The sequence below is a fragment of the Catellatospora sp. NPDC049133 genome, from assembly GCF_040648455.1.
Taxonomy (GTDB): Bacteria; Actinomycetota; Actinomycetes; order Mycobacteriales; family Micromonosporaceae; genus Catellatospora; species Catellatospora aurea.
Window position 1 is genome coordinate 77,956 of the sequence record NZ_JBEZDT010000031.1, and the last position, 19,546, is coordinate 97,501.

Here is a 19,546-nt window from a genome sequence, read left to right on the forward strand (position 1 = left end):
GTCAGTCCTCGTCGGAGTCGTCGGCGAGGAGCAGGTCGAGCGGGATCGCCTTGGCCATCGCCTCGTTGCCCGCGTCGTTGGGGTGGATGTGGTCGCCGCTGTCCCACTCCGGCCGCAGCTTGGTCGGGTTGGCCGGGTCGCGCAGGGCGGCGTCGAAGTCGATGACCCCGTCGAAGTCGGTGCTGGTGCGGATGTACGAGTTCACCTGCAGCCGCACCGAGTCCAGGATCGGGGTGTACGCCACCACGCCCGGGGCGGACTCGAAGGCGTTCCAGGGGCTCAGCGTACAAACGATGATCTTCAAACCGGACTGCCTGGCCACCGAGGCCATCTGCTGGATGCGCGCGATGATGTTGTCGGCGGTGTCCTGGCTCAGCCAGACGTCGTTGATGCCCAGCGCCAGGATGACCGTGCGCACCCCGGTCTGCCCGAGCACGTCGAAGTGGAACCGGGACGCGCCGTTCATGCCCAGCTCGTTGACGCCGAGGTCGGCGCCGTTGAGGGTGAGCCGGTTGCCGGACAGGCCCGCGTTGAGGATGCCCGGGGCCCGGCCCTCGGGGGCCTCCTTGACCAGCCGCGCGGCCAGGTAGTCGGTCCACCGGCGGTCGGCGTTGACGGTCGTCTTCAGCCCGTCGGTGATCGAGTCGCCGAGCACCACGATCGAGCCCTGCCCGCTGCGGTTGAGCACGTCGAGCCCGGCCAGGTAGTACCAGTTGTTGCGGGTCTCGGCGAGCTTCGCGCCGCTGGCCTCGCTCGCGTGGTCGCCGGTGCCGATGTAGGCGGTCTCCCGGGCGTACAGGTGCCAGGTGGCCGGGTTCGGCTTGGGCTGCGCCGGCACGTAGAGGCTCACCGCGACGTCCTGCGACGCGGGGATCTCCATCGGCACCGGGTCGCTCACCGCGCTGCCGCCGGACGGGATGGTGACCTGCTTCTGCCCGTTGAACGTGGCGTCGACGACCGAGCCGGGCCTCAGATCGCCGGGGCCGGCCTCGGGCCACGGCAGGGCGAGCGTGGCGCGGCCGATGGTCAGCGGCGCGGTGCCGTACCGGTTGGACAGCCGGATGCGGGCCTGCGTGCCGCCGACCGAGGTGTGCACGAACATCCGGATGGTCTGGTCGGAGAAGCCGTCCTTGGACTTGCCCGCCCCGGCCGGGGTCAGCGCCGCGGACCAGGAGCCGACCCAGGCCTCCGGCTCAGGGGCGACGGCCTGGCTGTTCGCGGTGGCGACCAGCAGGGTCGAGCCCACGGTCACCAGGGTGACCAGGGCCATCAGGAATTGCCGTTGCCGGGGGCTGTTCATCGGGGTGGGGCTCCTCGGTCGCGGAGGGGTGTTGTCGACCATCGGTCACCGGAACCCGGGCGTCGCCCAGCGCGCCGCGTGCGCGGCGGTGCCGGGCTCCGTGGTGTCAGGTCGGCAGTCTAAGCCGATCGGAGCGCGCTTGGCACCATCGGAATCGATGGGCAGTCCGCTCAAGACGTCTGCATACGCAAATGTCCCGATTGGAAAATGATGAGTGTACGAATCGACGACCCTAGGTGGTGGATGATTCACCCCCACGGCGGTAACCTCCTGCGCGTAGGCCGCTGCCACACACCCGGAATCGGCCTGCCACCAGCGAATCCGCTGCCTTCTGACCAAACTGGGGTGACTCGACCGTGGGCGATCGAACGTACGATCCGGCAGACAACTACGCCGCCAAGGCATTGACACTCTTCGCCGGATTCGGTGACGCCGAAGCGCTCGTCGCGGTCGACGGACGGCGCTACTCATACGCCGAGGTGCGCGCCGAGGTGATCGCGATGGCCGGGGCGCTGTGGGCGCACGGCGTCCGCCCCGGACAGGCGCTGGGCGTGCTCGCCCGCAACCCCGCCGAGTCGATCTTCCTGCAGCTCGCGGCCGGGCTGATGGGCTGCCGCACCGCCTGGATCGCCAACAACGCCCCGCCGCGTTTCCGGCGCGGCTTCCTCGACCTCGCCGAGGTCGACGCGTTCGTCTACGACGCCGGCAAGCTGCCCGAGATGGGCGCGGAGCTGGCCGCCCTCGCCGCGCCGCGGCCGGTGTTCTGCTTCGGGTCCGGCGGCAAGGGGCCCGACCTCACCGCCGGGACACCCGCGATCACGCTGCCGTTCGACCCGGCCGGCGTCACCCAGGAGCCGTCGTCGCTGTTCCAGACCGGCGGCACCACCGGCTCGCCGAAGCTGGTGCACCACGGCCACGGCTTCTTCGCCGCGCTGCACGCCCTGTCGGAGTACTACCTGCACAGCGGCCAGCCCACGCTGCGGCACCTGCTGATCGCCGGCACCTGGCACGTCAGCGCGCAGACCGCCGTGTTCATGACGCTGTTCACCGGCGGCACCGCGTTCCTGCACGACGGCCTCGACTACCCGCTGTTCTACGACACCGTCGAGCGCGAGCGCATCAACAGCACGCTGCTCGCCCCGCCGCTGCTCTACGTGCTGCTCGACGACCCGAAGTCGGCCGGGGTCGACTTCAGCAGCCTGCACACGCTGACCGTGTCCGGCGCGGCGGCCTCGCCGACCCGGCTCACCCAGGCGATCGAGCGCTTCGGCCCGGTGCTGCGCATCGTGTACGGCATGAGCGAGTCCCCGTTCATCTCGGCGCTGCCCGGACTCGACCACGACCCGGCGCACCCCGAACGGCTGTCCTCGTGCGGCATCCCGTACGGCGACGTGCGCGTGCAGATCCGTGACGAGGACGGCCAGGTGCTGCCGCCCGGCGCCGTCGGCGAAGTGTGGATCACCGGTTCGCTGCTGATGCGCGGCTACTGGGGCATGCCGGAGCTGACCGCGCAGACGCTGGTGGACGGGTGGCTGCGCACCGGCGACGTGGGCCGGCTGGACGACGACGGCTACCTGTACCTGCTGGACCGCGTCAAGGACATGATCGTGACCGGGCTGAGCAGCACCAACGTCTTCTGCCGCCCGGTCGAGGACGCGCTGGCCGCCCACCCCGAGGTGCAGGCCGCGGCGGTCATCGGCGTCCCGCACGAGCTGGAGGGCGAGGCGGTGCACGCGTACGTCGTGCGCACGCCCGACGGCACCGTCACCGGGGCGGAGCTGATCCGGCTCGCCACCGCCGAACTCAACGCGATGTGGGCCCCGCAGCAGGTCGAGTTCATCGAGGCGTTCCCGCTGACCGAGTTCGGCAAGGTCGACAAGAAAGCGCTGCGGGAGCGGTACGCCGCCCGCACCGGTTCTGGAGGACAGTGATGACGATCCACGCCGCACCCGCGGTCGGTGACCCGGCACCGGAGCAGGCCGAGCAGGCCGCGGCGCTGCCCGTGCTGGCCGCCGCGGCGGTGTCGACACTGGCCACCCGGGTGTCGCTGCTGGTGGTGCCGTGGCTGCTGCTGACCGGGGAGGCCGGCTGGCAGGCGGTCGGGCTGGTCTCGGCGGCCCAGGTGCTGGCCTACCTGCTGGCCGGGCCGCTGGGGGTGGCGCTGGCCGACCGGCTGCGCCCGGTGCGCCTGGCGGTGACGGCCGACCTGCTCAGCGCCCCCGCGTTGGCAGGGATCGCGTATTTCGCGCTGACCGACTCGGCATTGGCGGCGAAGTCGGACCTGCTCGGTGCGGTCGGGCTGGGCGTGCTGGCGGCCCTGGCCGGCGCGTCGCGGTCGATCGGCGATCGGGCCAGGGACGCGGTACGCCGCGACGCCGCTGACGACGGCGCGCGGCCGCCCCGATCCGGCCTGGTCCGCGCACTGCAAGTGCTCGTGGTGCTGGCCGGGGGAGCGGCGGCCGGAGTGCTCGCGGTGCGCCTCGGCCCCGCCGGGGTGCTGTGGCTGGATGCGGTGCTGTGCCTGCTCGGTGCGGCGATGCTGGTGCAGGCGGTCACCGTGCGGCCGCGTCCCGCCGCCGCCGTGCCGCCGTCCGAGGTGCTCAGCGGCGAGGTGCTGCCCGCCGAGCCGGGTTCGGTCACGGCGGCGAGCGGCTCGAAGGGCTCCGCCGCGCCGCGGTCGGACGACGAACGCCGGGCGACCGACCGCGACACCGACGGCGCCGACGAACGGCGGGCAGCCGACCGCGACGCCGCAGCCGTGGCGGAAACGGCGGCCCAGGGCCGGGTGTCCGCTGCGGCCCAGGTCGTGAGCGACCCGCCGCTCAACGGACGGGTCGCTGCCCCGCCCCGCGACGACGCTTCGGCAGGCACCGCCGACCGCGCCCACGATGCTCCAGCGGCGGCCGACGACCGGGCCGACGATCACCCGGTGGCCGCCGAGCGGGCCGGGGACGGTCACGTCCCGCGTGGGCGGCATGCCGCGGCGGAGCCGGGTCCGGGCGGCGACGGTCGGCAGGCGCTGCCGATTGCCCGTACCCAGGCGCGTGACCTGCGGCGTAGTGCCATGGCCGAGCTGCGGGCCGATGGGCTGGTGCGCCGGCTGGCGGCCGTGCTGTTCGTGACGAACCTGCTGGTGCAGGCCGGTGCCGTGCTGCTGGTGGCGGCCTGGGTCGAGCACGTGCTGGGCGAACCGGAGCTGCTCGGCCTGGTCGGCGGGGCGTTCGCGCTCGGCGCGGTCGCCGGGTCGGTCGTGCTGACCGGGCTGACCCGGGCGCCGTCCCGGCACCTGCTGCTCGCGCTGGCCTTCCTCGCCGGGGGAGGGGCGGCCGCGGTCGTCGGCGGGCTGCCGCCGGTGCAACTGATCGTGGCGGTGGTGGCCGCCGTGTGCGGGGCGACCATGTCGTCGGTGACGCCGCCGCTGGGCACGCTGCTGTCGCAGCGGGTGCCGGTGCCCGTGCGCAGCCGGGTCGGCGCGTTCGCCGCCGGGATGGCCTACCTGGGCGTGCCGCTCGGCACGGCCGCCGCGGCCTGGGCGCTGCCCCGGCTGGAGCTGCGCTGGGCGCTGGCCGCCGCGGCCGGGGCCTACCTGGTGGCGCTGCTCGCGCCGGTGTTCGCATACCGCACCTGGCGGCAGCTGAGCGCCGGTGCGCCGGCCGTGCTGACCGGCGCGGCCCGGCTGCCCGCCCGCCTGTCCGTGACGCTGGCCTACGCCAACGGCCAGTGGCTGGTGGAGGTGCGCAAGGGCCGCGCGCTGCTGGGCTCGCGGCACCTGGTGAAGAGCGCCGAGGCGCTGAACATGCTGGCCCTGCTGGACGTCCCGGGCGTACGCCGCAGTGTCGAGGAGGCGCTCACCGCCGACCAGACCGAGGCCACCCGGCAGGCCGAGCGCATGCGCAGCGAGCTGGCCGAACTGGAGGCGAAGCTGGCAGGGCTGTCGGAGATGGCCGAGCTGAGCGAGGTCCGGCTGCCGGTGCAGCAGACGCCGAACAACAAGGCGGCCAGCCATGGCTGACGGGTACGCCGCCATGCCGGAGGCGGCCGACCCGTACTGCCTGCGCCCCGGCGAGGCGGCCGCGCTGCTGGCCGGGCACCCGTGGAAGCGCTTCGTGGTGCTGGGCGACAGCGTCGCCTCGGGGGTGGGCGACCCGGTGCCCGGATACGTGGAGCAGGCCTGGTGCGACCGCATCCGCAGCGAGCTGGCCGAGCAGCAGCCCGACCTGAGCTACCGCAACCTCGGCGTACGCGAGCTGCGCGCGGCGGAGATCCGTGAGCGGCAGCTGGACCGGGCGCTGGAGTTCGCGCCGGACCTGGCGCTGATCTCGGCGGGCGGCAACGACGCGATGCGGCGGTCGTACCGGCCGGACGCGGTGGACGCGGAGCTGGCCGCGATGATCACCGCGCTGCGCGCGGCGGGCGCGGACGTCATCACCGTCGGCATGTTCGACGTCTCCTTCGCCCCGTCGTTTCCCGAGCCGGTGAAGCAGCAGGTGGGGGAGCGGATGCGGATGCTGTCGGCGCGCACCGCGGCGCTCGCGGCCCGGCTCGGCGCGATCCACGTCAACTGCACCGGCCACCCCGCCGAGCGCGACCCGGCCAGCTACAGCGCCGACGGCGTGCACGGCAACCTGCGCAGCCACAGCATCTGCGCCGCCCTGACCGTCCGCCGCCTAGGCCTCCACCTGGGCCGCCCCTGACACGTCCGCCCACCGCCGCCCGCCATGATCATCAAATTTGCCTGGCACCTGGGCGAAAAGGCGCTCAAGATACGCACAGGTGCCAGGCAAGTCGAGTGATCAAGGGCGGGTCGCGCCCGGGGGTCAGAGGTAGTCGGCGGTGGTGCGGACGCGGCCGAAGCGGGGGAAGGTGCGGCGTACGGCCATCTCGTGTTCGTCGGTGGCCAGGCCGGACATGGCGTCCTCGACGAATTCGAGGTCGTAGCCGAGGTCGCTCGCGGCGCGCGCGGTGGACTCGATGCCCATGGTGGTGACCAGGCCCGCGAGCACCAGTGTGGTCACGCCGCGCTGCCGCAACTGCTCGTGCAGGTCGGTGCCGTGGAACGCGCCGATGGTGCGCTTGACCACGAGCACGTCACCGGGCTGCGCCAGGCCTTCGACCAGGTCGCTGCCGGGCGGCTGGGTGGGCACGTTCGGTCGTTCGACGCGCACCAGCACGACCGGGCGGTCCGTCGCCCGGAACGCGGTCGCCAGCTGGGTGCACCGCCGCAGCACGTCGTCGCCGGAGTGCGGCTCCACGGGCAGCGCCACGATGCGGGGCATCAGGTCGATCAGTACGAGAGCCGTGGCCATGAATTCGATCTTACTTCGTCGAGCCATGCCTCGATCATCCGCCGCGGTCGGACGTTCCCGGTGCCGTCGAGGTTGCACGCTGAGCGTTGTTGGCACATATATTTAGCAAGCTAAATATTGAAGATTCTTGCAAGGTTTGGCATCGTGTTCCACGACTGAGCGCCTCATCCGGGCAACTCGGTCACCTCCGGCATGTCACCACATGCCACAACCCCGAGGAGGAACCCATGCTCCACACGAGCTCCACGACCCGGCGCACAGCCGTACGCGCGGCCGCCGCCGCCCTGCTCGCCGCCGGTCTGCTGGTCCCGGCGACGGCCCAGGCCGCCCCGGCCACCGAGCCCGTACTGACCGCCGACGCGGCAACGGCACTCGCGGCGCAGATCGACTCGGCCGGGGTCTACCAGGACAACGCCGGCAAGATCGTCGTTACGGTCACCGACGAGGCCGCCGCCGCACGGGTCCGCGCCGCGGGCGGTGTCGCCCGCCTCGTCACCCGCAGCGCCGCGCAGCTCAGCGGCGCGACCGCCGAACTCGACCGGCTCGCCCGCATCTCCGGCACCTCCTGGTACACCGACCCGATCAGCAACCAGGTCGTGGTCACCGCCGACAGCACCGTCACCGGATCGAAGCTGGCCAAGCTGAAGGCCGTCACCGACCGCCTGGGTGACACCGTCCGGGTGGAGACCGTGGCGGGCACGCTCAGCCCGACCATCTCCGGCGGCAACGCCATCTACGGCGGCGGCTCGCGCTGCTCGCTCGGCTTCAACGTGCGCAGCGCCAGCGGCGCGTACTACTTCCTCACCGCCGGCCACTGCACCAACCTGGCCGCGAGCTGGTACGCCAACTCGGCTCGCACCCAGCTGATCGGCACCCGCGTGGGCAGCAGCTTCCCCGGCAACGACTACGGCATCGTGCGCTACGACAGCACGATCTCCCACCCGGGCGACGTCTACCTGTACAACGGCAGCTACCAGGACATCACCAGCGCCGGCAACGCCGTGGTCAACCAGACCGTGTACCGCAGCGGCAGCACCACCGGCCTGCGCAGCGGCCGCGTGCTCGGCACCGGTGCGACCGTCAACTACCCGCAGGGCACCGTCACCGGCCTGATCCGCACGAACGTGTGCGCCGAAGGCGGCGACAGCGGCGGCTCGCTGTTCGCCGGCACCGTCGCGCTCGGCCTGACCTCGGGCGGCAGCGGTAACTGCAGCACCGGTGGCACGACGTACTTCCAGCCGGTCACCGAGCCGCTCAGCGTCTACGGCGTGAGCGTCTACTGAGCACTCCTCCTCAGGTGAGGCAGCCGCCGGGGTTCCCCCCACCCGGCGGCTGCCGCCGTTCAGCGGCTGGACTTGAAGACCTCCTGCACGGCGGTGAGCAGCTGGTCCTGCTGGGGTTGGACGGCCAGGTCGAGTTCGCTCGCGAACGGCAGCACCGCGCCGTCGGGCCGGGTGACCCGCTTGGGCGGCGCCGTCAGCCGCATCTCCTCGGCGGCGGTGGCCAGGATCTCCCCGGCGATGCCGCACATCCGGTTCGAGTCGTCGATGACGACCAGCCGCCCGGTCTTGTTCACCGACGCCGCCAGCCCCGCCCAGTCGAACGGGAACAGCGAGCGCGGGTCGAACACCTCCACCGAGATCTGGTCGGCGAGCTGCTCGGCGACGCCCAGCGCGGCCTGCACCAGGTGCCCGACCGCGACGACGGTCACGTCCGTGCCCTCGCGGTGCACCCGGCCGACGCCCAGCGGCACCGGCCCGAGCGCGTCCATGTCCACGTCGCCGCGCACCCCGAGCGAGCCCGCGGGCGCGAACAGCACCACCGGGTCGTCGTCGCGGATCGCCGTCAGGAACAGCCCGTACGCGTCCTCCGGGGTCGCCGGCACCACCGTCTTCACGCCCACATGCGCGAACAGCCCGTACGGGTGGTCGGAGTGCTGGCCGGCCCAGCCGCTGCGCGAGCCCGAACCGGGCACGAAGTAGGTCACCGGGACCTTCGCCTGCCCGCCGGTCATCAGCGAGAACTTGTGCGCCTGGTTGGCGATCTGCTCGAAGACCAGGAACAGCAGCGACGGGATCTGGAACTCGATGACCGGGCGTAACCCCGCCAGCGCCGCGCCGGTCGCGAAGCTGGTGAACGCCTGCTCGGACAGCGGGGTGTCGACGACGCGGGCCGGGCCGTGCTTGGCCAGCAGGCCGGTGGTGACGTTGTTGACGGCCACGCCGATGTCCTCGCCGAGCACGCACACGCTGGAGTCGCGGGCCATCTCGTCGGCCAGCGCCCGCTGCAGGGCCTTGAGGTAGGAGAGTCTCGCCATCACCGCACCGCCGTGTCGAGTAGTCCGATGCCGTTGCGCCCCCGCATGCCGGTGGCGTAGAGGTGGTCGAGCGCGCCCGCCGGGTCGGGCCGCGGGCTGTCCAGCGCGAACGCGACCGCCTCGGCCATCAGCGCCTCGACCTCGGCGTCGATCCCGGCCCGGGTCTGCTCGTCCAGGCGGGAGCCGTGCACGTCCAGGGGGTCGCGGGACCGGCCGGCCGCCACCTCCTCGTCGCTGCGGTAGCGCACCCGGGCCTTGTGCTCCCAGGTGTGGTGGGCGTCGAAGCGGTACGCGGTGGCCTCGATGAAGCTCGGGCCGCCTCCGGCGCGGCCGCGGGCCACGGCGTCGCGGGCGGCGTCGAGCACCGCCGCCGCGTCGGCCCCGTCCACGCCGACCGCGGGGATGCCGAACGCCTCGGCCCGGCCGGTGATCGACCCGGCGACCGAGTTCTCCACGGTGAGGGTGGTGGCGTACCCGTTGTTCTCGCAGACGAACAGCACCGGCAGCCGCCACAGCGCGGCCAGGTTGAACGTCTCCAGCAGCACGCCCTGGCTGACCGCGCCGTCGCCGAAGAAGCTGACCGCGACCCGGTCGCTGCCCTCCTTGACCGCGGCCCAGGCCGCGCCGGTGGCGATGGCTCCGCCCGCGCCGACGATGCCGTTCGCGCCGTAGATGCCCTTGCCGAAGTCCGCGGCGTGCATCGAGCCGCCCCGGCCCCGGTTGAGGCCGGTCGCCCGGCCGGTCAGCTCGGCGAGCATGCGCACCGGGTCCGCGCCCTTGGCCAGCACATGCCCGTGCCCGCGGTGGGTGCTGGTGATGACGTCGTCGTCGCGCAGCGCCGCGCACACGCCCGCGGCGATGGCCTCCTGCCCGATGTACGGATGGATCCCGCCGACGATCTCCCCGGCGTGGACCAGTTCGATCGCCCGCTCCTCGAACCTGCGGATCAGCCGCATGGCCCGGTAAAGCGCAGAGTCGGTGTCCCTCAACTCACGCACGCCCTCTCCCCCTCAAGATCGCTCGACTTGCCAGGCAGGTGGGCGAAAGAGCTCGCAAGATACGCACAGGTGCCGGGCAAGTCCGGCGATCTTGAACTGCCCCGCTCATGCGACCCGCGCCTCCAGTACTCCCGTGCGGGCCGCGACTACCTCGAAGCCCGCTTTGCCCAGCAGTTCCCGGTACTCGTTCTCGGTGCGGTCGTGGCCCTCCAGGGTGACCAGCATGAGCAGGTCGACGAGCCCGGCCGCCGAGCGGCCCGCCGGGTCGGCCTCCTCGGGCAGGAACTCCTCCAGCACGATCACGCGGCCGTGCGGCGGCAGCGCCGCGTGCACCCGGCGCAGGATCGCGATCGCGTTGTCGTCGTTCCAGTTGTGCAGCACCCGGGCCAGCGTGTAGACGTCGCCGCCGTCGGGCACCCCGTCGAAGAAGCTGCCCTCCACGCACGCCGAGCGCCCCGCGAGTCCGGCCTCGGCCAGCTTGGCGCGGGCGGCGGCGGCCGCGTCGGGCAGCTCCAGCAGCACGCCCCGCAGGTCCGGATGCTGTTCCAGCAGCTCGACGAGCAGGCTGCCGTTGCCGCCGCCGACGTCGACGACGATGCGCGCGCCGCTCAGGTCGCAGGTGGCCAGCGCCTCCGGCGGGCGCTGGTCGCCCATGGACTCGTTGAACACCGCCGCGGCCTCGGGGTTGTCGCCGAGGTAGTCGTAGAACGGGCGGCCGTACACCGCCTCGAAGGCCGGGCGGCCGGTGCGCAGCGTGTGCATGATCTCGGCGAACGAGCGGAACACCTCGTCGCCCTGCATCAGCGCGTTCAGTCGCACCGAGCCGGGCACGTCGGCGCGCAGCAGCTCGGTGGTGGGGGTGAGCCCGTAGGTGTCGGGAGCGGGCCGGGTGAACAGGCCCATCAGCGCCAGTGCCCGCAGCAGGCGGCCGAGCGCGCGGGGGTCCGCGCCGCACCGGTGGGCCAGGTCGCCGACGTGCACCGGACCGTCCGCCATCAGGTCCGGCACGCCGAGCCGGACCAGCGCGTACACCCCCTGCGCGACCCAGCTTCCGGACAGGATGCCGAGGAGTTTTCGTCGGGCCAGTGCTTCGTTCATGGTGCTCTCCGAGCTGTGGTGAGGGTGTTCCGGAGCCTCGGCTCACAGGCGTGCGCGACAGGTTGTGAGCCAGGCTGCAGATGCCGAGACCGTGGCTCACAATCCGGCTTGGCCGGTTGTGAGCCACGGTCGAAAAAAGAGAGGGTGCTCAGCTCGCCTGGATGGCGGAGTGGATGCCGGTCCACAGCTTCTGGCGGGCGGCCAGCGCCGCGTTGACCGTCTGCGCCGCCTGCGCCCACTTCTCGTCGTCGTCGCCGCACAGGTCGGTGACCATCTGCATGGCCATCGGGGTGTGGAACTCGCCGTCGACCTCGATGTGGCGGGCCAGGTAGTCGACGAACGTGTCGAGCTTGCCGCCCTCCTGGTTGACCTTGATGACCTGCTGGAACATGTCCGGGATCAGGTCCTCGCGGCCGAACGCGAACGCCGCGGCCTGGCAGTGGATCGGCAGCGTGTCGATGAAGCGGAAGGTGGTGCGCACGAAGTCCGCCGAGACCGGGTTGACGTTCGCCCCGGTCAGCGCCTGCTCCACCGTGCTGCCCTCACCCAGCATCTTGATCAGGTGGTTGATCGCGGTGGTGTCCGCACCGGCCTGGTCCATGCCGCCGACGTACAGCTCGAAGTGGCTGATGAAGCCGCCCTGCAGCTCGTCGCTCTCCTCGACCAGCACGATGTCGTTGATCAGCCGCCGGCTGCCGGTCGGGCCGCTCGGGATCCACGGCACGGTGACGCTGGTCAGGTGACGTTGCAGCGACTTCAGCAGCGACATGAAGTCCCACACCGCGAAGACGTGGTGCTCCATGAACGTGACGATGGCCTGGTGGTTGTCCAGCGCGGCGTACAGCGGGTGGGTGACGACGGCGTTGCGGGCCTCGCTCACCGCCTCCTCGAGCCGGGTGATGCCCGGATGCGTCTGGCCCCAGTCGTAACGCGACATTGCTCTCTCCTTGTCGATCGGGTGGTCGGTCAGTGCTGAGCCGAGGTCCAGAGCACCGGGCAGTAGTCGGGGTCGGCGTAGTCGGGGCGGCCGTCAGGGGTGCGGCGGACCAGCTCGTCGTGGTTGTAGCCGACGACGGTGCCGTCGCTGAGGGCGTACGGGCGGTACTGGTTCTCGCCGTCCTGCAGGTGGAGGGAGACCGCGCGGCGGGGACGGTCGCTGCGGTTGCCCGCACTGCCGTGGTACGTGCGGCAGTGGTGGAAGCTCATGTGGCCCTTGGGGATGATCATCGGCACCTTGGTGACGGTGGTGCCGTTGAACTCCGCGTTGCGGGCCAGCAGGACCTCCAGGTCCTCCTTGTCGCGCTCGGCGAAGTGCTTGGCGGTGGAGTCGTCGTTGCCGGTCTCCTGCCAGAGGTGGCTGCCGTCGACCATCGTGATGGTGCCCATCTCCTCGCCGCAGTCGTGGAAGGGGATGAACGCGGTGAGCATGCGCTCCGAGGTCGACGACGCCCAGTAGTGCCGGTCGAAGTGCCACGGCACGACATTGGTCGGCTCCTCCGGGCGCGGCGGCTTGAAGATCAGCGTCGACTGGAAGATGCGGATCTCGTCGGCCTGGGCCAGCCGGGCCGCGACCGCGCCGATCAGCGGCTTGCGCAGCAGCTTGGCCAGGCCGTCGTGCTCGTAGTGCACGTAGTCGTTGTGCCGCTGCACGTCGCCGTGCTGCGGCTCCCAGTACGCCAGGCGGCGCGGGCGCAGCGGCAGGGAGCGGCTGCGCTCCCCGGCGTAGAAGCGCTCGCTGGCCTCGACCAGCTCGTCGACCTCCGCGTCGGTGAACAGCTTCTTCGTCAGGTACCAGCCGTGCGCGGCGTAGAACGCGACGTCCTCGTCGGACGGGAGCAGCTCCAGCTCCTCGTCGGTCAGATTGAACTGCTCAGCCATGGGGGTAGCTCCTCGCCTGGATGTGGTGGGTGGTGTGGTGCACGGGGGTGTCCCGGTCTCAGGCGGCGGCCAGGCCGGCGGGGCGGGCGTCCGGCGCTGCCGCCTGTGCCGCCTCGGCGGGGCCCGCCAGCTCGCGCTCCTTGGCCTCGTACAGCGCCTTGATGTTGCTGCTGCCGAAGGTCAGCGCGCCGTGCCGCTCGATCAGCTCCAGGAACAGCGTCCGGCGCACGTGCATCGACTGCGTGAAGATCTGGTACAGCTCGCCGTAGTGGTCGGTGTCGACCAGCACTCCGAGCTGGCGCAGCTCCGCGATGGGCAGGTCGACGCTGCCCAGGCGCTGCTCCAGCGCGTCGAAGTAGGTCTGCGGCGTGCTGAGGAAGCCCACCCCGCGCTCGGCGAACGTGCGCACCGCGGTGACGATGTCGTTGGTGCGGAACGCCACGTGCTGCACCCCCGCCCCGGCGTGCCAGGACAGGAAGTCGTCGATCTGCCCCGGGCGGCGCGACAGATCCGGCTCGATCAGCGTGAAGGTGACCTGGCGGGACGGGCTCTGCACCACCTTGGAGTCCATGCCCTGGCCGCCGACCTCGATGTACTCCTCGAAGATCTCGGCGAAGCCGAAGACGTCCTGGTAGTAGCGCGAGGTGGCGGCGATCTCCCCGGCCGGCACGCAGATGGCGAGGTGGTCGATGACCTGGAGCAGGTCGTCGGCGAACGACTGCTCGTCGGCGGTCATCTCGATGGTGGCGGGCAGGAACTCCCAGCGGGAGCCGTGCCGCTCGACCAGCCGGTGGGTGACGTCGCCGAAGCCGGAGACGCTCGCGGTCACGACGCGCCCGGCCGCGTTCTCGTGCACGGTGGGCGTCTCCAGGGCGGTCGCGCCCCGGCCGACCACGGTGTCGTACACGCCCGCGGCGTCGTCGGTCTCGAAGGCGATGACGGCGACGCCGTCGCCGTGGCGGCCGACGTACAGCGTGGCCGGGTGGTCGGCGACCAGACCCGAGGTCAGCACGATGCGGATGTCGCCGTGCTGCAGCAGCAGCGAGCGCTGCCCGGCCAGGCCCGTCTGCGGCCCGCCCTGCCCGCAGATCCGGAACCCGAATGCCGTGCACAGATAGTAGGCCGTCTGCCGGGCGTCACCGACGTAGAACTCCAGGTGGTCGATGCCGAGAATGTTCATTTGCTACCTACCCCTTGGCGTACGATGTCCTGTTTTGCACTGACTGCTAGGACTCGCTCCGCGCCAGGTGGATGGGCGTGGAACGGGTCACGGATCGTGGCTCGCCCGGCACCGCCGCTGTCGCGGCGCACGCCGAATGAACCCACCACGCTCCGATTGGCCGTCGTGCCCCTGTGACGTCCGTTGTTCGCGACCCATCCGCCGGAGCTGAGCGCTCCGGCGAGGGCCGTCTGTCTGTCACGCTAGCCGGTTGTGCTGATGTCCCTCAATACCTAACTACGCAAATATTTAATTGCGACAGTATGTTGCGTGGGGCAAACGATTCGGTGACACCTCACTCAGCAAAACGGCTGAGTCTCGTGGTGGGTCGACCCAGGACAAGGCTCACATTATGTCCGCCGAATCCGAATGAATTGGACAGTGCAAAACCGATGGGACTTTGCCGGGCCTTGCCGCGAATATGGTCGAGATCGCACGCGGGATCGGGATCCTCGAGGTTCACCGTCGGCGGCAGCAGCCCGTGCCCGAGCGCCATCACCGTCGCCGCGGCCTCGATCACCCCGGACGCGCCGAGCATGTGCCCGGTGACGCCCTTGTTCGAGCTGACCGGCGGCATGGCGTCGGCGAACACCGTGTTGACCGCCAGCGACTCGGCCACGTCGCCCAGCTTGGTGCTGGTGGCGTGCGCGTTGAGGTAGCCGATGTCGGCAGGCGACAGCCCCGCGTCGGCCAGCGCCCGGCGCATGCACTCGGCCTGCCCGTCGCCGTCGGGCCGGGGGGTGGTCGGATGGTGGGCGTCGGTGGTCGCGCCCCAGCCGTGCAGCGTCGCGTACGCCGGGCGGCCCCGCGCGTCCGCGTCCGCGGCCCGTTCCAGCACGAACACGCCCGCCCCCTCGGCCAGCACCAGCCCGTTGCGCCGGGTGTCGAACGGGCGGCTGGCCGCCGTCGGGTCCTCGGCCCAGCCCTTGGCCAGCGCCCGGGTGTTGCCGAAGGTGTCGGCCAGGGTGGGGAACAGCGGAGCCTCGCCGCAGCCGACGAGCACCACGTCCGCCTCGTCGTTACGCAGGATGCGCATGCCCTCGGCGATCGACTGCGCCCCGGCCGCGCAGGCCGTGCCGATGGAGGAGCTGTAGCCGCGCAGGCCGTACTTGATGGCGATCCGCGCGGTGGCCATGTTCGGCAGCATCCCCGGCAGCAGGTACGGGCTCACCCCGAGCCGGCCCTTCTGGGTGCGCGTGATGACCTGGGCCTCCAGCGTGGCCAGCCCGCCGGTGCCGGACACCACGGTCGCGGCCCGGTACGGGTCCACGTCGCGGCCCACCACCAGGTCGGCGTCGGCCACCGCCTGGGCGGCGGCGACCAGCGCGTGCACGATGTACCGGTCCAGCGTGCGGGCCTCCGGGCCGGGCAGCACGCTGGCCGCCTCGATGTCCGGGCCCTTGCCCATCACCTCCAGCGACCCCTGCCCGGGATGCCCCTCGGGGGTGACCACGATGCCGGACCGGCCGGTGCACAGCGCGTCGAAGATCCCGTCGAGGTCCTGGCCGACGGGGGTGACCAGCCCGATGCCCGTGACGACGATGTCAGGACGGTTGCGGCTCATCGCGACGCACCTGCCAGCGCGCGCTCGCGCAGCACCAGTTTGCGCACCTTGCCGGTGGCGCCGGTGGGGATGTCCTCGTCGTGCACCGCGTTGATGTCGCGCAGCGTCGGCGCGGCATGCTCGCCGAGCGCCGCGAGCACCGCGTCGCGGCGGTCCGCCCCGGCGTCGGCCCCGGCCTTGAGCACCAGCAGCACGTCGGTGACCACCTTGCCGTCCTCGCGCACCGCGACCACGGTGCAGTCGAGCACGTCGGGGCAGCTCGCCAGGATCTTCTCCTCGGTCAGCGAGGTGTGCAGCCACTGGCCGCCGTCCAGCACGACCGAGTCCACCGCCCGGTCCACGTGGTAGTAGTAGCCGTCCTCGTCGTAGTAGACGAGGTCGCCGGTCAGGTAGTACCCCGACTGCCGGGTGCGGTACTCGGTGACCGAGTCGTTCCAGTACATCAGCTTCACCGTCGGCGACTTGAGGCCCAGGTGCCCGACCACGCCCGCCGCCACCGGCTCGCCGGCGTCGTCGAGCACCGCCACGTCGGCGAACACGTGCGGGCGGCCGATGCAGCGGTCGTAGCGCTCGGTGTCGACCCGGTGGGTGATGTGGAACGCGGAGTGGCCCATCTCGGTGGAGCCGATGCCGTCGATGAACATCGAGCCCTTCACCCGGGTCACGCCCTCCCTGGTGACCGTGTTGTGACTGCCCACCGCGACCAGCGGGCGGATGTGCGCCTCGTGCGCGCAGTCGCCGGTGTTGAACCAGATCGCCACCGAGTCCACGGCGCGCTTGCTCAGGTCGTGGCGGGCCATGTCGGCCCAGGTCACCGCGAAGCCGAAGACGCCCGTCGGCCGGAACCGCTCGATCGCGTCGAGCACGTAGTCGCCTCGCTGCGAGGACAGGAACACCAGCTCGGCGCGGTTGCACAGGGCCTGGTTGATGGACAGGATGCCCGCGGTGTGCGCCGACGGCAGCGCGCAGACGACCCGCTCGGTGCCCTGCGCCCGCGGGCCGGACAGCCGGATCTTGCGGGTCGCCGCGAACAGCGTGGTGTGCGAGTGCACGATCGCCTTCGGCAGGCCGGTCGTGCCCGAGGAGTGCGTGATCGAGATCGGGTCGTCCGGGTGGTGCCGGTACGGCGGGGGAGCGGCGGCCGGGTCCGCCGAGCCCATCTCGGTGATGTCGCCGAGCAGGCGCGAGCCGAAGTCGCGGCCCTCCAGCAGCGCGGCGTGCTTCGCGTCGGTCAGCACTGCCTCGGCGCGCAGCCGCCGGATGTACTCGGCCGCGATCTCGCCGCTGAGGTTGCCGTTGAGCAGCGCCGGGATCGCCCCGATCCGGTTGAGCGCGAGGAACGACAGGATGACGTCGGCGGACGTGCTGGCGTACACCGCGACCGGGTCGCGCCAGCCGATGCCGCGCTGGTGCAGCCAGGCGGCGCGGGCCGCGACCCGCTCGTCGAGCTGTCCCAGGGTGAGCGGCTCCCACGCGGGGTGGCCGTCGACGTCGACGTCGAAGGTCAGCCCCGGCCCGGCGGGGTCGGCCCCGTGCGCCAGCAGCCTGGTGATGACGTTGCCCGCGCCGAGGTCGGCGTCGGCGGCGAGGATCGCCCGCAGATTGGTTCCCATCGCTGCTACTCCTTCGTTCGGTTCATTGCGCTGTCACGCACGAGCACGGCCAGCGCGCGGTCGCGCTCGCCGTCGGTCAGGGCCTGCTCGGCCACCACGATCAGGGCCTCGTCGGCGTCGCCGTCGCGGATCAGCAGCGACGCCATGGCCAGGCCCTCGGCCAGGGACTCCGCGACGGGATCGGCGCCGCCGCCGGGGCTCAGCGAGACCACGGGCCCGCCCAGCTCCCACCGCGCCGCCACGTACCCGGCCACCGCGTTGGGCACGGCCTGGAAGAACAGCAGCGGCCCCAGTCGCCGCCCGCCGTCCACGGCCCGCGCCACCTCGGCCGCCGTCGCGGCGTCCCCGGTCGCCGAAGAGATGATCACCGCGGTACGCCGCCCGCGCTCAGCGGCGACCGGAGGCTGCCCGTACGCCCGGCTCAGGCACCGCCGCGCCGCCTCCGCCACCAGCGGACTGAACGACGACATCACGAACCCCGCCAGCACGGGCGGCTCGACATCCCCACCGGACTCCGGCCACGCCCCGCGCGCCACCTCCACCAGCGCACTCATGGGAGGCCGATCAGGAGGGCGGTGTTGGCGCCGCCGAAGGCGGCGTTGAGGCTGAGGGCGTACTGCGGGCGGGCTGCCGCTGTTTCGGTGAGCACGTGCAGCGGGCAGTCGGGGTCGGGGCCGAGGTAGCCCGCGTTCACCGGTAGGAAGCCCTCGCGCAGGGACAGGACTGTCGCGGCCAGCTCCAGCAGCGGCGAGGCTTCGAGGGCCTGGCCGTGCAGGGACTTGGTCGAGCTGATCGGGACCGTGGAAGCGTGTCCGCCCAGGGCCCGCAGCAGGGCGGCGGACTCGGCGGCGTCGCTCTGCGCGGAGCCCGAGCCGTGCGCGTTGACGTAGCCGATCTGCTCGGGGGCCAGCCCCGCCCGGCCGAGTGCGGCTTCGATCGCCCTGGCCAGGCCCGCGCCGTCGGGCCGCGGCTGCACCACGTGGTAGCCGTCGCCGGCCCGGCCCCAGCCGTGCAACCGGGCCAGCGGTGTCGCGCCCCGGGCCTGGGCGGCGCGGGCCGACTCCATCACGACCGCGGCCACGCCGTCGCCGAGCAGCAACCCCTTGCGGTCCGCGCTGAACGGGCGCACCGCACCGTCGGCGGCCAGCGCCCGGCCCGCGTCGAACAGCGCGAACTGGTCCGGCTCGACCAGGTAACCGGCGGCCACCACCAGGCGCTCGGCGTCACCGGCGGCCACCGCCGCGGCGGCGTCGGCGACGGCGGTGCTTGCCGCGACACAGGCACTGGTGTACGTGCGCACGCTGCCGGACAGCCCCGCCTTCTCGGCGACGGTGCGGCTGAACGCGCCGGTGCGGCCGGGCCGGTCCGGCAGGCCGCGGGACCCGTCGGGCTCGCCGTGCACGGCCAGCAGCAGGGCGGTCGCGGCCCGGTGCGCCGCGGACAATCCGGCCGACGCGGCCGCCTCGTCCACCACGGTGAGCAGTTCGTCGAGCAGCACCGGCGCGCCGGGCAGCAGCGCGCCGACGCCCACCCGCCGGGTGCTCACGTCGAAACGGGTGACCGGCGCGAACGCCGGCCGTCCCGAACGCAGGCCGACCGACAGCGCCGCGGCGCCCCGGCCGTACGCGCTGACCGCCGACAACCCGGTGACCACGACCGGCACGCGGTCGGGCCGCGGGGCCGGGGCGGGGCGCGGTTCAGTCACCGGCAGGCTCCGCCAGCACCTCGGCCAGCACCTCGACCGCGCCGGTCACCGTGGTCATCCGGACGAGCACGTCGTCGTCGAGGTCGAGCATCCGTCCGTGGCGCTGCTCGACCTGGTGCACCAGCCAGGCCAGCTCCAGCGAGTCGATGCGCTCGCGCACCTGCTCCGGGCTGCGCTCGCCGTAGCTGGCCAGCATCGCGACGACCTCGTCCCGGTTCGGGGACTCCGGTTCGCCGTCGCGCCGGCGCGGCACGCCGAGGGACCCGGCGGCCGCGGGACGGGCGTCCATCACGCGCTCGCCAGGTTGCCGCGCTCGCGGATCGCCTCGGCGAACTCGCCGACGGTCATGGCCGCCATCTGCTCGGCCTCCTCGTCGCTGAACTTCACGCCGTAGGTGTCCTCCACCCGCACCGCGAGCTCGGCGACGGCCAGCGACTCCAGGTCCACGCCCGCCGAGCCCAGCGGAGTGTCGGCGTCGACGTCGTCGATCGGGTAGTTCATGTCCGCGATCGCGTCGATGATGAACTGGCGTACGTCGGTGCTCATGT

At 72.3% G+C, this 19,546-nt stretch carries 18 protein-coding genes; 4 read left to right on the forward strand and 14 right to left on the reverse strand.

Annotation, left to right across the window (positions count from 1 at the left end; translation table 11 throughout):
* Position 1 precedes the first annotated feature (1 nt).
* A complete protein-coding gene (locus AB0B35_RS30435) occupies positions 2-1,300 on the reverse strand; it encodes an SGNH/GDSL hydrolase family protein (RefSeq protein WP_361051741.1) in 1,299 nt (432 codons plus the stop codon).
* Positions 1,301-1,656: 356 nt separating this feature from the next.
* Between AB0B35_RS30435 and AB0B35_RS30440 the strand changes: the two genes are divergently transcribed.
* From AB0B35_RS30440 to AB0B35_RS30450, 3 genes are read left to right on the forward strand one after another with little or no spacing between them, the layout of a single operon-like run.
* Positions 1,657-3,231 (forward strand): AMP-binding protein, encoded by a 1,575-nt coding sequence (locus AB0B35_RS30440; RefSeq protein ID WP_361051744.1) that lies wholly within the window; start codon positions 1,657-1,659, stop codon positions 3,229-3,231.
* On the forward strand, positions 3,231-5,312 hold the full coding sequence (locus AB0B35_RS30445) for an MFS transporter (RefSeq protein ID WP_361051747.1): 2,082 nt from the start codon (positions 3,231-3,233) through the stop codon (positions 5,310-5,312). The genes AB0B35_RS30440 and AB0B35_RS30445 overlap by 1 nt, the downstream gene beginning before the upstream one ends.
* On the forward strand, positions 5,305-5,994 hold the full coding sequence (locus AB0B35_RS30450) for an SGNH/GDSL hydrolase family protein (protein WP_361051750.1): 690 nt from the start codon (positions 5,305-5,307) through the stop codon (positions 5,992-5,994). Before AB0B35_RS30445 ends, AB0B35_RS30450 begins: the two co-directional genes overlap by 8 nt.
* A gap of 123 nt (positions 5,995-6,117) precedes the next feature.
* Here AB0B35_RS30450 and AB0B35_RS30455 read toward each other — a convergent pair whose 3' ends face one another.
* A complete protein-coding gene (locus tag AB0B35_RS30455; protein ID WP_361051753.1) occupies positions 6,118-6,606 on the reverse strand; it encodes an isochorismatase family protein in 489 nt (162 codons plus the stop codon).
* Between the two features lie 227 nt (positions 6,607-6,833).
* Between AB0B35_RS30455 and AB0B35_RS30460 the strand changes: the two genes are divergently transcribed.
* Positions 6,834-7,889 carry a S1 family peptidase gene (locus tag AB0B35_RS30460; protein WP_361051756.1) on the forward strand — a complete coding sequence of 352 codons (1,056 nt, stop codon included), beginning with the start codon at positions 6,834-6,836 and terminating at the stop codon, positions 7,887-7,889.
* A 59-nt stretch (positions 7,890-7,948) separates the two neighbouring features.
* Here AB0B35_RS30460 and AB0B35_RS30465 read toward each other — a convergent pair whose 3' ends face one another.
* From AB0B35_RS30465 to AB0B35_RS30520, 12 genes are all read right to left on the reverse strand, one after another.
* A complete protein-coding gene (locus AB0B35_RS30465) occupies positions 7,949-8,923 on the reverse strand; it encodes a transketolase C-terminal domain-containing protein (protein ID WP_361051759.1) in 975 nt (324 codons plus the stop codon).
* Positions 8,923-9,879 (reverse strand): thiamine pyrophosphate-dependent dehydrogenase E1 component subunit alpha, encoded by a 957-nt coding sequence (locus tag AB0B35_RS30470; protein WP_361051848.1) that lies wholly within the window; start codon positions 9,877-9,879, stop codon positions 8,923-8,925. Before AB0B35_RS30470 ends, AB0B35_RS30465 begins: the two co-directional genes overlap by 1 nt.
* A 147-nt stretch (positions 9,880-10,026) precedes the next feature.
* Positions 10,027-11,019 carry a methyltransferase gene (locus AB0B35_RS30475; RefSeq protein WP_361051762.1) on the reverse strand — a complete coding sequence of 331 codons (993 nt, stop codon included), beginning with the start codon at positions 11,017-11,019 and terminating at the stop codon, positions 10,027-10,029.
* 148 nt (positions 11,020-11,167) lie between these two features.
* On the reverse strand, positions 11,168-11,956 hold the full coding sequence (locus AB0B35_RS30480; RefSeq protein WP_361051765.1) for a DUF3050 domain-containing protein: 789 nt from the start codon (positions 11,954-11,956) through the stop codon (positions 11,168-11,170).
* 29 nt (positions 11,957-11,985) lie between these two features.
* On the reverse strand, positions 11,986-12,897 hold the full coding sequence (locus tag AB0B35_RS30485) for a phytanoyl-CoA dioxygenase family protein (RefSeq protein WP_361051768.1): 912 nt from the start codon (positions 12,895-12,897) through the stop codon (positions 11,986-11,988).
* A 58-nt stretch (positions 12,898-12,955) separates the two neighbouring features.
* Complete coding sequence (gene hppD / locus AB0B35_RS30490; RefSeq protein WP_360533288.1) at positions 12,956-14,077, reverse strand: 4-hydroxyphenylpyruvate dioxygenase; 1,122 nt, start codon at positions 14,075-14,077, stop codon at positions 12,956-12,958.
* A gap of 334 nt (positions 14,078-14,411) precedes the next feature.
* Positions 14,412-15,680: a beta-ketoacyl-[acyl-carrier-protein] synthase family protein gene (locus tag AB0B35_RS30495; RefSeq protein ID WP_361051771.1), complete on the reverse strand. Its 1,269-nt coding sequence runs from the start codon at positions 15,678-15,680 to the stop codon at positions 14,412-14,414.
* A complete protein-coding gene (locus AB0B35_RS30500) occupies positions 15,677-17,293 on the reverse strand; it encodes a class I adenylate-forming enzyme family protein (RefSeq protein WP_361051774.1) in 1,617 nt (538 codons plus the stop codon). The genes AB0B35_RS30495 and AB0B35_RS30500 overlap by 4 nt, the downstream gene beginning before the upstream one ends.
* 5 nt (positions 17,294-17,298) lie before the next feature.
* On the reverse strand, positions 17,299-17,847 hold the full coding sequence (locus AB0B35_RS30505; protein WP_361051777.1) for a beta-ketoacyl synthase chain length factor: 549 nt from the start codon (positions 17,845-17,847) through the stop codon (positions 17,299-17,301).
* Positions 17,844-18,998, reverse strand: coding sequence for a beta-ketoacyl synthase N-terminal-like domain-containing protein (locus AB0B35_RS30510; protein ID WP_361051780.1), 1,155 nt, complete (start codon positions 18,996-18,998; stop codon positions 17,844-17,846). Before AB0B35_RS30510 ends, AB0B35_RS30505 begins: the two co-directional genes overlap by 4 nt.
* Positions 18,991-19,194: a hypothetical protein gene (locus AB0B35_RS30515; protein WP_166386422.1), complete on the reverse strand. Its 204-nt coding sequence runs from the start codon at positions 19,192-19,194 to the stop codon at positions 18,991-18,993. The genes AB0B35_RS30510 and AB0B35_RS30515 overlap by 8 nt, the downstream gene beginning before the upstream one ends.
* 92 nt (positions 19,195-19,286) lie before the next feature.
* On the reverse strand, positions 19,287-19,544 hold the full coding sequence (locus AB0B35_RS30520) for an acyl carrier protein (RefSeq protein WP_120316423.1): 258 nt from the start codon (positions 19,542-19,544) through the stop codon (positions 19,287-19,289).
* Positions 19,545-19,546: the final 2 nt, after the last annotated feature.